The 12,700-nt window shown below is 32.1% G+C and carries 13 protein-coding genes; 8 read left to right on the forward strand and 5 right to left on the reverse strand.

What is annotated here, in order from left to right; all coding sequences use genetic code 11:
* The 4 genes from WBG07_RS02030 to WBG07_RS02045 all read right to left on the reverse strand — a co-directional run bounded on the left by WBG07_RS02030 (position 1) and on the right by WBG07_RS02045 (position 4,029).
* Complete coding sequence (locus WBG07_RS02030; RefSeq protein WP_340198816.1) at positions 1-582, reverse strand: Pvc16 family protein; 582 nt, start codon at positions 580-582, stop codon at positions 1-3.
* Between the two features lie 6 nt (positions 583-588).
* Positions 589-906, reverse strand: a complete 318-nt coding sequence (locus WBG07_RS02035) for a hypothetical protein (RefSeq protein ID WP_340198817.1) — start codon at positions 904-906, stop codon at positions 589-591.
* A complete protein-coding gene (locus tag WBG07_RS02040) occupies positions 903-2,756 on the reverse strand; it encodes a glycosyl hydrolase family 18 protein (protein WP_340198818.1) in 1,854 nt (617 codons plus the stop codon). Before WBG07_RS02040 ends, WBG07_RS02035 begins: the two co-directional genes overlap by 4 nt.
* Before the next feature lie 742 nt (positions 2,757-3,498).
* Positions 3,499-4,029: a YceI family protein gene (locus WBG07_RS02045; protein WP_340198819.1), complete on the reverse strand. Its 531-nt coding sequence runs from the start codon at positions 4,027-4,029 to the stop codon at positions 3,499-3,501.
* A 428-nt stretch (positions 4,030-4,457) separates the two neighbouring features.
* On the opposite strand from WBG07_RS02045, the gene WBG07_RS02050 reads away from it, so the two are divergent.
* Together WBG07_RS02050 and WBG07_RS02055 are read left to right on the forward strand one after the other, a co-directional pair.
* Positions 4,458-5,747, forward strand: a complete 1,290-nt coding sequence (locus tag WBG07_RS02050; protein ID WP_340198820.1) for a hypothetical protein — start codon at positions 4,458-4,460, stop codon at positions 5,745-5,747.
* A gap of 241 nt (positions 5,748-5,988) precedes the next feature.
* Positions 5,989-6,654 carry a hypothetical protein gene (locus WBG07_RS02055; RefSeq protein WP_340198821.1) on the forward strand — a complete coding sequence of 222 codons (666 nt, stop codon included), beginning with the start codon at positions 5,989-5,991 and terminating at the stop codon, positions 6,652-6,654.
* An 858-nt stretch (positions 6,655-7,512) separates the two neighbouring features.
* On the opposite strand, the gene WBG07_RS02060 is transcribed toward WBG07_RS02055, so the two are convergent.
* Complete coding sequence (locus WBG07_RS02060) at positions 7,513-8,070, reverse strand: hypothetical protein (RefSeq protein ID WP_340198822.1); 558 nt, start codon at positions 8,068-8,070, stop codon at positions 7,513-7,515.
* A 685-nt stretch (positions 8,071-8,755) separates the two neighbouring features.
* Between WBG07_RS02060 and WBG07_RS02065 the strand changes: the two genes are divergently transcribed.
* The 6 genes from WBG07_RS02065 to WBG07_RS02090 all read left to right on the forward strand — a co-directional run bounded on the left by WBG07_RS02065 (position 8,756) and on the right by WBG07_RS02090 (position 12,201).
* Positions 8,756-9,181: a hypothetical protein gene (locus tag WBG07_RS02065; RefSeq protein WP_340198823.1), complete on the forward strand. Its 426-nt coding sequence runs from the start codon at positions 8,756-8,758 to the stop codon at positions 9,179-9,181.
* On the forward strand, positions 9,178-9,369 hold the full coding sequence (locus tag WBG07_RS02070) for a hypothetical protein (protein WP_340198824.1): 192 nt from the start codon (positions 9,178-9,180) through the stop codon (positions 9,367-9,369). The genes WBG07_RS02065 and WBG07_RS02070 overlap by 4 nt, the downstream gene beginning before the upstream one ends.
* A gap of 31 nt (positions 9,370-9,400) precedes the next feature.
* Positions 9,401-9,997: a hypothetical protein gene (locus WBG07_RS02075; RefSeq protein ID WP_340198825.1), complete on the forward strand. Its 597-nt coding sequence runs from the start codon at positions 9,401-9,403 to the stop codon at positions 9,995-9,997.
* Between the two features lie 88 nt (positions 9,998-10,085).
* Entirely contained in the window at positions 10,086-10,316 is a 231-nt protein-coding gene (locus WBG07_RS02080) for a hypothetical protein (RefSeq protein ID WP_340198826.1), read from the forward strand.
* 716 nt (positions 10,317-11,032) lie between these two features.
* A complete protein-coding gene (locus tag WBG07_RS02085; protein ID WP_340198827.1) occupies positions 11,033-11,239 on the forward strand; it encodes a hypothetical protein in 207 nt (68 codons plus the stop codon).
* Complete coding sequence (locus WBG07_RS02090; protein ID WP_340198828.1) at positions 11,203-12,201, forward strand: pentapeptide repeat-containing protein; 999 nt, start codon at positions 11,203-11,205, stop codon at positions 12,199-12,201. The genes WBG07_RS02085 and WBG07_RS02090 overlap by 37 nt, the downstream gene beginning before the upstream one ends.
* Positions 12,202-12,700 lie beyond the last annotated feature (499 nt).

Here is a 12,700-nt window from a genome sequence, read left to right on the forward strand (position 1 = left end):
CTAATTTGTTCTAGCTCCTACTTCGTTATCAAGACCTCCAACACCTGGAACTTCTCTGGTTATTTTATTTTCCTGAACAGCAATCATTCTTACTTTATAGATAATTGAGGGTACATACTTAGCCCCCAAACCTCCCCATATATGACTAAGTTCATTTATTGGAAGATTATAAATTTCAAAAGTTAGTTTATCCAAAAGAGGGGGCATATCTGGATTTTTAGACTTTACGAAATAGGTATTTGACTGAAATATACCTATGACAGATGAAAGCATTTTTAATGCCTCTTGATAGTTACCAGATTCATAATTAGCAGCAACCAAAAGGTAAAGATTTAAAAAAACAGTATTGGGCACCTTTCCATAATCATTAGAAGCACCTGAAACATATTGATGGGTATTCACTGTGGTCTCATGTTCTATATTTACTAAAGAGACTACTACTTTATTCATTACAGCATCTGAAGTACTCCCATCTGGATTTACTAAACTCTCTGCAACTACACGGTCTTCGTCTATCCCGTACAACATTTTGATTTGTTGGTTTAGAAAATTCTGTATGAAAACAAATGCCTTATCAATCATAACAATTTAACTTTTAGGTTTTGAACTCAAAGTTGCCAAAGCCCCCGCTACTGCTCTGGATAAATAAATCCCTCCCATATTCACGAATAAGTTGACGGTAAAAAGAGAGGATCCTTTAGAAATCACATCAACAATTTTCATTGCATCATCATAGGCATATTTTTTAATAAAATAATGAGTCATTAAAGTTAGTGGCAATGCCAAAAGCACTATAAATAATACCCACAGAAACTCTTTAGAAATAAACTTCTTTAATGTTTTAAAAAGCTTGAGAATCATTCCCTCTTTTTCCTGCATATTCTTCATCGTAGTGCTCTTTTTCATGGTCTGTCTCTGTTTATTTGTTCCAATATTTTATAAACCAGATAGCCGGAGACAGACCCCATTATGAAACCAATAATAAGTACTACAGAAAGATCGTTTATTTTGCCTGTCCACCTAAAGAGAACTAGTAAACAAGATATAATCACCAAGGAATAATAAACTGTTTGTGCTGTATTGGTAAAGAAATAAGAGCGGGTATCTTGTTGAAACATGGCAATGATAAAACCAACACCTCCAAAAATCACTACCAATAATAAGATTGATAGCAACAAGGTTTTATGCGTAGTCATTTCTCGAAGAATATATTCTATATCTGTAAGCTTCTTTAAAAAAGAGTTTTCTGTTTTTGGTTTTCCATTTTCTTCCTGATTTTTAGTAGGATCTGTGGGAACTGTTGGATTTTCGCCTTCTGTGGTTTGATTATTTGTATTTTGATCTGTAATATTATCACTGTTAGCATCTTCACTATTGGTAATAGGATCGTTAGGATTATCTGGATCATTCACTCCATTTCCCTGATTGGAATTATTAGCATCGGAAATCGCTACCGAAGGTTTACTTAGATTGTTGGCTACTGCTTTCCATAAATCTTTATTTACTTTATTGTAGCCTAACGCCCAAATACCTAGACCTTTTAATTTCTTTTTTTTAAGGTATTCCAACTTCGTTGAAAATGTATTCATATTATCAAACCAAACTTGTCTAAAAGGTGCTTTCCCTCCTTGCACAGCGTAGGCAGACCACATACTTTTACTTATAGAATCATACTGAATTGGTGATTTTATTTTCTCTTTAATATAATCGTATGTGCGAGAACCTATAAACCTTTTAGCTTTAGCCATTCTTTTACCACTATCAGTTTCCCAAATAGAACCGTAATAAGGTAATGCCAACAAAAGGCTCGAGCTAGGAATACCATTAGAAAGATAAAAGTCTACAGAAAGCTCAATATTATAACGTTGCCATATCTTACCGCTTTGTAAAGGGGCAACTGGGCCTGCCACTGAACTAGCCTGGCCGTAATAATCATAACCCATAATCACAAAGCTATCTACATAGGGGCTAATGCTTTCAAAATCCAGATACTGCTCCCAATCTACACTAGGAAGCGTTAGGTATAATTCATACGATTTATTTGCTGCTTTTAATTGTAATTTCAATTGAGATATAAAGGCAGAAAACAAATTACGTTCAGACTTGTGTACCCCTTCAAAATCCACGCAAATACCATGGGCACCTCTTGTTGAAATTAATTGAATAAGGTTTTTGATCAAGGTAGCTGTACTCTTTTGATTCCTGAGAAGCCTCCGATTATTATACCTTCCAAAATTTGATACCGTTAAGAGTACTTTTTTTCCATGCACCCTAGCAGAATCTAATAATGGAGTTGTGTTCCAATCGTGCACATTCTTTGCTTTTCCATTTTTTGGGTTTACCTCATATGCAAAATACGCTATGGTACTTAAAAGTTTATAATCCAGTGTTTTGTATAAATCTTTTTCCCAGAAAGGATACCAGCCAAGTACTTCTTTTCCTAACTCAAAATTATCTGCAACCACCAGATTATTACTGGAACTGCCTACAGGCTTGGTATTTAAATTATAGGGATAATTTCCTCCCTCTCTAAGTAGTTTTTGTTGTTCACGAATATATTTACGCGCCAATTTAGCAGAATCACTATGTTTTAATTTGCCGCCAAAAGAAAGTATTTTTGCAATTTTTTTTAAATCCTTTTTAAGCCCACTTTCCTTTTTTTCGGTCTTTTCTTGAGCTTTTACAGCATTGCCAACAGAACTCAATAAAAAGACTGCTAATAAAAATATTTTTAAAAATGTTCTTATTGATTTCATAAATAAAGTTCTGCCAAATACATTCTGAAAAATTTGTTGTTATGAATGAACCTTAAGGTGAATTTGTACAAAATGAAAAGTTAAAAAGCCTTTATAAAAAAACTAATTGCAAATCGTGATTTGTAATTAAATTACCAAAAGCTCCAATACACTATCTCAAACTATTAAAGTGATCTGAATGCTTTGATGAAAGGACAAAAAGGTTGTTTTTTATGGTTTCCTGTAAAAATAGACATATCCCTTCATCAAAATACGAGTATAAATACGTGGTTTGATAAAGTAGTTTCACTCGATTATAGGCTAAACTGGGTTTCAATAATATATTCAAGGGAATGGAATACATACTATTTTGGTTAATCTGATGAATTAATGGTAAACTTGTTAAAATCAAATATAATTAAATATTATTAAGAATATTATTTAAATAATATTGAAATATTTCTATAAATGTTGTAATATAATTTTTCCAAAAACTAATTTATAATTACAATGATTACGTAGGCTTATCAGAAAAAACCATAGCATTTAGAATTATCTATTTTGTTGTTAGCTAAAAACCAAGACCCCTAGGAGCAAACCAGCAAGATTTTAACAAGAGATTCAAAGTAATGTATTTAAGACCACGAAAAATATACTTATAAAGCCATTTAAAATACATTCAAGAAAGATAGGAGATTTCTTTGTTACATCACAAAAAATTAGTGTTGTAAAATCCTTTTGTACATAAAACACCTGCTGGGTGTTAATTAGCATCCTTTAGAACTAGGTCAATACTAAATTCAACCTTATTATCAGCTCTTTCTTTAAGTACATTAATATTCCAGTCCGCAGTATTAATTAAGCCAGACAGCTTTATTTGATTTTCTAAAACTGATGCTTTCATGGAGATATACTTTGAAATACCTTTAATATTGAGAACTCCTTTAACTTCATAAAGAGCTCCTTTTTTCACAATCTCGGCACTCTTAAAATAGATTCTTGGATGCTTTTGCCGGTAAAAATACTTCTTACTCATTAGGTGCCAATCCCTCAAAAAATTACCTGTTTTCAACGATTCTAAAGAAACAGAACCTTTAAAAACTGAGTTTTGAAAATTTTGAAGATCAATCATAGAAGTAGATTTTAAATCTCCTATGGTTCCTTGAACATTTTTTGAGATAAAAGTGAAGTTAATCTGAGCTTCATTAATGGAAACCTGTTTTTCCTGAGAAAAAGATCCTACTATAAATAAGAATAGGGTACAGAATATTGGAATTGGCTTTAATATATGCATAGACCTAGTTCTTTAAAATTTTAATGGTAAATCTAGCAGTTACTATTTAAAAGATTTACAAAATAGTTTTTTTTAACAATACTTATAAATAGATTAAGACTCTATATTTAATCCTTTTAATCATCCATATCGGTTGTTTAGGGCTATACAAACCTTTAAAATAAAGAACCAAATGGTTTCTACCTCTTAGAAAAATCAAAGTATCAATTCCATCAAATTTTATAATGAAAAAATATTAAAACACCCAGTTGGCAACCATTCATTACACAGATCTAAAAAGCAAAAAATTACATTTAAAAAAAGAAACAAGCGCAATAAAATGAATTTATTATTTAATATTTGTCATTGAGAAGAGCCCCATAACCTAGAAAGGATGGGGTCTCAAATAAAAAAAATTATTAAAATAATCTATTGAATTCTATTTCATTATGTCTATTTCAAAAATGATTCCAAATCCGTTTGACAAAAACTCAACGCTTTCAGGTTTGGAAAAAAAGAAAGAATTAATCAAAGAAGGATTAAGCTTTATAGGGCTAATTAAAATGATGGCTTTTTTAGGTTTCTTTGGATTTATTCTTATCGTTTATTTTAAAATTTCAACAACAGTTATAACCATCTTAATTGGAACCGAGATTTTAGTAAATTTAATCGTAGGATATCTCAAAATCAAAGCGATGAAATCCATTTATTCAATAGATACTCAAGACAGTGCAAAAAGCTACAGAAACCTACTAATTATAAATGAATATTGGGACTTTATTAAATCAGTTCTTCATTTGATTGGTATTAGTATTAGTAGCACTTTAATTTTTGTGTTTTTATCTTCAGAAGGTTCCGATTTAATTGGTCAACTTATTACTCCATATTCACCAATAAAAGGAGAGTCATGGAAGTACATCTTATTTGTCTTTATTATTTTTAGAGCCTATAAGTTTATGATACATCTGATTAAATATTATTGGATTGAAAACCTTTCTAAAAGCGATAATTTTGCGAAAATTAATCAGGAATATGTACTAATAGAAAAAAAGCTTAGCCTGATAAGGCTTGTGCCTACAATAAGCATTGGTATATTGGTGATGTTTTGGATTGGGTTAACTCATGTGTTTTCATGGATAATTGCAGTATTTATGTTGATCGTTGTTGTATTATCTATCATAGAATTTAAAAGAATAAAAAATGTCCAATTTGATGATAACAGAATAGATCCTTCTACTGTACAACATAAAATAGAAAATCGTCAAGATGAACAAATTGAGGGAGCTGTTTTTGGAATTATAGAAACTGTAACAAGTTTTAAAGATATTTTTAAAAATAGAGGCGGAGCGTTTTTGGGAGCAGGAAAAAGCCGTTTTCCGGAAAATTCTTTGGTGATCACCAATTATAGATTACTTCTGGTACAAATACCTGTTTCAGGAGGCAATAAGATGATTGGAGGTACTGATTATGCTTCTCATAATTTCCATTTCAACAGAGGAGAAATAAGACAAAAGGGAGAACAGCTATTAAAAACAAATTCTGTTCCAGAATTCCTTGAACTTACCACAAATGATATATATTACAGAGATATTAAGACCGTTACCTTGCACCATACCAATATTATTATTAAAAAATTGTCAGAAGATAAATTAGGGTATTTCTTCATGGATGAGGAATATATTGAACCCCTTAAAGAACTATTAAAATTGCATTTAAAGGAAAAATTTATTGAAAAATAAAGACGTTTGCTCTCTATATTTTTTGAAGGCGCTGCATGCTGGGTAAAATCTTTTCCTTCACTCTTTAATTTTAGGTTTCGCATACCATTACACTCCCCCTTGGTTACCACTTTACTATAATGCATCTAACATCGATAAAGAAGCAACGCTCGGTTTACTAAAATTATCCACTATGTTAGGAACTTTTCTTAATAGCAATATTGTAAAAAATGTGGGCACAAAAAATGGAAAATAAAAAGATATGAAATGTTCTGTTTGTTCAAATGAAATTAAAAAGAATTATTGCCCAAATTGTGGTCAATATTTCAAAGATAACCGAGTGACCATTTCAACACTATTTGTAGATTTATTTGATAGCATTTTCTCTATAGAAAAGTCTTTTTTAAGAAATATAAAAATTGGGGTAAGCCAACCAAAAACCTTAGCTACTAACTATTGGAATGGCTATAGGAAGTTTTATTTTAGTCCTGGAAAATTCTTCACGTTAGCATCTCTTTTCTTAGTACTACACTATCTAATGGCGAATGATTTTTTAGGACTTGTAGTAGCCAGTACTATTTCTTCACAATTTGTGATTTTAATAACCAACATCATATTACTAACTTTTTTAAGTTGGTCGCTTTATCTAAAATTCAAGAAAAATATTTTTGAGCATCTCATACTTAATATCTATAATGTAAGCTTATGGACAATTATTTTTGTTCCCATTTCAATAATTTCTAGCCTTACCATAAATAATAATGCTATTGAAGAAATATTTTTTATACCATATCACTTATTGATTATGATTTGGAATTCCAAGGCTTTTGACCTGACTAAAATAAGAAGATTTCTTTTTGTTATGATAAATTTGATTTTGTTTTATGGAACGATCTTATTTTTGATTTATAAGTATGGTGAATTTTGACCATATAATTTGAACAAATGAAAGCAAACACAATTAAGAATTACTGTTTACAAAAGCTAGGCGTTCCTCGCATTTGGATAGCTGAATCTGATAGAACATCCGTACTTAGCCTTTAATTTTTCTGTATCCTTTTTTAACTTAGTTTCAACAACCTTCGCATAAATTTGAATCGTTCTTAAAAACAGATACTACACCTGCGGTTATAGTGGCAATATCAGTAGGAGCAATTTCAATACATGGTTATTTTACTTACAGACATATCTATTAACCATAAAAGTATTTTTCACGAAACATGCAAAGACCATCTCAAAGCTTGGCTGGAAACTAATTTCAAAAATGTAATTCAGCTTAAACCTGTATAGCGAATGTCCGAGTGATGAATGCTGTAACTAATTAAAATCTGGTACAAGTCAAAAACTCGTGCCAGTATTTATCAGAATAAAACATTTAAAACCTGTGAAAAATTCAGTCAATATTGCCTTTTAAGTCTGCCGGTGTTAATACTGTTAGATATACGCATCATCACATATATTACCTTTATCAACAAATCCCGAATTTGGGATACTCAAAAGGGTGCTGGTAGAAATCTGGATAAAATTAGGTGCTACCAATAACTATATGGACAAGATTGCCGCCCAATAGGTAGCTGCCGAAGAAGCTTTACAAAAGCGAGCCATAAGGAAATTTAATCCGCCTACCAGAGAACATCACCAATTTTGCACATCGTTGTGTAATTTCCCAAAGATGTTTTAGGTTTTTATCTTCAGCATCTTTTTTCCTGGAGCGGGTTATACTTATAAAAAAACGGACCTTACGATCCGTTTTTTATTTGATTATTCTTAGAAATATTGGCATTCATCACCATATAATGATAATGATAAGCCCGTTTGAACAAATAATGATGATTATATGACTGAACCTTCTACCATCCCTCATTTCACCTTCAAATCTATACACAGACTCGTTTTCAAATCTATGTGGAACATCAATTACCTCACCATCCTGCATTCTGTGTTGTGCAAATCCAATTCCGCTAAACTTGTCTTCCTTAATGGAGTAATTTGCAATATCCTGTTCTCTCAGACCAGTTCTTTCAAGGAAAGTATCAAGGCTTGGTTCTCTCAATCCCTCCCTGTCCATAGGAAATTCATCAGCTTTTACTACTCCATACTTTTCGTGATAATCAAGTCTAATCTCCTCTTCGCCCCGTCGTACTACATTACCTTCAATTACGAAGTCATTATTTTTAACTGCACTGTAGATCTGTGACTCTTCAACTTTATCACTAAAGTTGATTTCTTCCTTAGAAAGTTGCTCTGCATTTGTCTCATCATAGACAGATGTCTCTTCGTTTTGGCAAGCTGTGAATATCAATAAAATGATAACCAACGCCATTAATAATTTATTTTTTTTCATAATATAAGGTTTTGATTTACTTAAATTTACCAAAATTTTCTTTAAAATAGTAGTGGAAAAACCTGCAAAAAATGAAGGTTAAAACGTATATTATTTACCTTTTTTTAAGGATGAATAGCGCTAAAGGGATATGTTAAAGTCAGGCTTAGCCGAAATAAACACCACTATTGGAGTTATGTATAAGATAAACCTTCTTTTAAATACCTATTTTGGTTCTATGAAATACTGTCTTGAGAATTCATAAATTATTAATTTTTTCAAACACAAACACTCATTTCAAATGGTCTTAAAAAGATTAGAGCTCCTGAAGGCACTCCGGGCTGAGAATCAACAAAAGAAAACGCTTCCAATTTATTACGCATCTGAAAACGAAGAAGTTTAAATATTCCTTGTGAGCTCAATACTCCTAATAATAATTTGAATCTCTTATTTATAGCTACTTCTCTCACAGACAGAATCGAGCCAGTAAACTACGGTTGTATCTTAAACCACCGTTAATTTGCGGTGTATACAGCAACTTTTAAGGCATCGTTCCAGTAAAACCCCCGAAGTTTATACACATGTACGTACTACACATTTAACAAACATTAAAAGTTCTTTTGATTTAGTATTCAAAAAGGTATATTTGAAAGAGAAATAAACGCAACAAAGTGCGTATATTAACTAGTTGGGCCTCATTTGAAAAATGACGATTGAAGAACTAAATAACGAACTCAAAAAATTAGGCGTTTCTGACGACAGGTATTATCTGCACGGACTTTTTGGCTCGACTGACGATAAAGATAAAATCGCTATGACAATCAAAATGGGAACGTACACTGCTGAATATGAAGTCTATTACAGAGAACGTGGCGAAAAGCATTCCACAAGAACATTTACAAACGAAAATGATGCTTGCGAATATGTGCTCAATAAAATCCAGGAGGAGCTGACAATTGAAAAAGTTCAGAGTGTTGTTGGATTTGGTGGAATGACCGTTAATGAGAGATTGTATGCAACAGGACTGATGGACGATTTTGACCGAACCAAAAAGAAGAATAAAACTCGAGCCGCCCAGATTTTAAGAATTTTACGAGTTGACGAACCTTCAATTAAGAAAATTTTAAAATGAAAAACGGGGCACAACAAAACCTATACGGAATGCGGGCTGAAGGGATAAACGAAAGGTCGGTGATTTTAGCCCGCCAAAGCTCCGCTTTGACGTTTTTGTTGAATAAAATTAAAAACACAAAACGCAGCTTTGGCTACCGTTTGTGGCAATTTGAAAGTTTCGGCTTTTTAAATCCGCACTGCGCATAGCAGGGCCGTTGCCCATAATACTGAAAAAACATTGAGAAGATTAATTTTACTTATTCTGATTTTAAATTTGTCTTGTAAAAGTCAATCCTCAACGCCTGAATTAAAAGCAAATTTTTCAGCCGACCAAATTGCAGACTTAAAAAAGATAACTAAATTTTTTGAGAGCCAAATCTGCAAAAATGACCAAACCGATTTTAAAAGTTGCTTTGAGCCAATTCTTCCGGACTTAATTAATGTTGGTTACGAGCCAATTGTTGAGCTTTTAGATTTCCAAATGCAGAAAGAGTTTTATAATTCAATTGGAAAAACCACGTTCAACGAAATTTGGAATTTTTGCGAAACAACAAACCTAAAGACAAATAAAAATTATCAATCAATTTGCGCAAAAGGTTTAGAAAGCAAATATGCAGATTTCTTAGTTGCAGTTGGGCAAAATAATAAGTTTGTAAAAAAATATGCAGACCGACTAATTACTTCTGGCGATTTTGAAAGTTCAACATTGTTACAACAATGGATTTACACTAATAAAGAAAGTTTTGACTTAGTAAATCCTAACATCAAATTAATAATCGCAATCCATTTTTTAAGCATTAATGACCAAGAAAAACGAACTGAACAATCTGACTAAAGTTTTATTGACAATACCATCGGTACTTTCCTTTATGTATATGTTTACATTTTCGTTTCCGAAAGAATTTGTTTGGTTAATTCCTTCAATGAAAGCCTATTATATTGAAATATTCACTTTGCAGATTTTAACTGTCGGACAATTGATTTTTTTAATCGGCCGTTTGCGGTCGTTTGAGAATATCGGAAAATCTGTCAAATCAAATTGGACTTGGTATTTGATTTTATTTAATTTTATTACTTGTCCGATTTATATTTGGAAAAAAGATAATGAGTTAATCCAAGCTGAACGCAAAAGTACTATGGGTAACAAAGTATAAAAACAATAGGTCAATTAGTAGCAAAACTAAAAGGTTCGGCCGCATTTGCGAGGTCGCCAAATCTTTTGGATTTGGCTTTTTAAATAGAAAAAATAAAAACAAACAAAAAGATTCGGCTAATCGCTTAAACGGAAACAAAAGTGCTTTTTTTTCCCATACTAATCATAGCCGAGACGTTAAGTTTAATTTCAAGCAGCCCATCGGACAAAACTTAACGGATGGATGCGTTAAAAAAGTAAGGATTGGCAAGTATTTTTAAGGCTTAGATTTTTTAAAAAGCGGGAAGTCAAAGTCTTTTCGATTGCATCGTGCAAATTTGGATTTGCAAACGTAGCTAACGTACTAAAGACTTTGGTTAAGGTATCGAAAAAAAATGATAAAGTCAAGAACTGCTTTTTTCTTCCCGAACCGCTTTGAGCTAAAAATAAGCCCGCGAGCAGGGTTTGATTTTAACGCTTTGCTTCATTGCCAGCTACGTTCCTTATCAGGGATAAAGCCCATAGCCGCCACTGATCCCTCCATCAAGTGTTGGCTTTTCATGATTTGCGCGGCCTGTTGAAACTCCGTTAGTTTACCCCACTGTAAGAAAGGGGAAAATTCCTTACATTTGGGTAGAACAACTAAACTTAACACTATGTAAAAAAGCATTAAAACGCTTTTTACACTTTACGTTGTGTGTAATTTGCGTACAACACAAAACATTAGCTCTTAAGTAAATGGAAAAAACAGATAAAACTAATAGTAATGAACTGAATGAACGTGTATCAAAAGTTGAATTAAAACTTTTGGAACAAGAACATAGGATTATTCCAGCTATCTTAAACATTTTTAAAGATGGAATAATAAAAAAGAAAGATTCGCAACTATTAGAGCTCTTGTTTTTCTCTTGTTTTCAACTCAAACCGTTACTGCAATTGGTGTAAGTATAACAGCCGTTATTGGGATTTTTTTAGCTACAAAAGCTAACGACCTTTTTGACCAACAGAATAAGTTTATTGAAAAACAAACATTTTTAGAAGAATCTACTAGAAGGTCAGCACTAGTTTTTGAATTAAGTAGTATTCTTGACGAAATAGATGAGGAATTGGACTTAATCGAATCCAAATCAGGATATACAATTTCCCCTGGTATCATTGCAAATTTTTTAAGCCCAAGACTTCAAGGTAGAATCATCGCGATTAGTAATTCTTTAAAGCCTTATAAATATCTTAATGAAAATGGAGAATTAACTTCACCTTTGAGCCCTGAACGAGGACAACTCCTTATATCATTGGTACTTGCAGGTACAAATATCGATTATATCATTGGCAACTCTGATTTTTCATATGCTGATTTAAGCGAATCGAATTTATTAACCAAGAACTTGTCAAAAATCAATTTAAAATCAGCAAACCTAAAACAGTCAGTTTTTCATGGTTCAAAATTAATACTAGCTGACTTATCAAGTTCAGATTTAAGCAATAGTAATATGAATTTTACAAATTTATCTTTTGCCAAATTAAACAATGCCAACATAAACGGGTGTGATTTTGAAGGAGCATATTTACCAAATTCTGAAAACTTTAGAGGCGCTAAAATGGACTCTATTAATCTTCAATTTAACACTGTACTTGATAGTTTATGGTTAGATAAATTTTTCAAATTAAAAAATGTGCCTAAGAATTATAGAAGAAAGGACTTTGATATAACAAAAGACAGAGAACTTAATAGAAGTTTTGCACCGTATGAAGCGAAAACTGTAGATACTAATGGAAATGTTCTATACGACTCGATGACTGACACCACCACAAGAGTTGTTTACCGAATCAAAAATTTAAAGAATCCCTCATCCGCTAAAAGACTAAAAATAAATGAGCCTATAAAATTCAATATGAATTCGAATTAAAACTACTCACAACAAGGGTAGTCGTTGCACAAGCCACTAATTTGCAAAAATCTTTCTTATTTTAAGCCCTATTGAAGGTCTTTTTAAATGCATTGACCTTAATGGGAAGCCATATTTAGTGGCTTTAAATAGAGCCAAAAAAAGCCCTGAAGCCCTGATTTATAATTTGCACAAAGTGGAGGCTTCTCGCCCCACTTTTCACCTTATTTTGAGTGAATTTTAAGTATTTTTTCAGACTTGCCCTGAGCATTTTGTCGAAGGGTTATATGCCATAGAGAATAGTTGCATACACTTATTAGCCTGCCCAATACAAACTGTTACTTCAATAAACTCACCACAAGTCTTGACTTGCATAACTAAAAATACGATTTTTCCTATCTTTAACAATAGTTGTGCAACAGGCACAACGTGTATAATGCATTGCTACTTCCCTAACCTTTCGGAATATTTTAGAGACAAGCTAAAGTTCGTGTTTTATTTGCTAAATTAGTTCTCAACC

The organism is Ascidiimonas meishanensis, assembly GCF_037782385.1.
Lineage (GTDB): Bacteria > Bacteroidota > Bacteroidia > Flavobacteriales > Flavobacteriaceae > Ascidiimonas > Ascidiimonas meishanensis.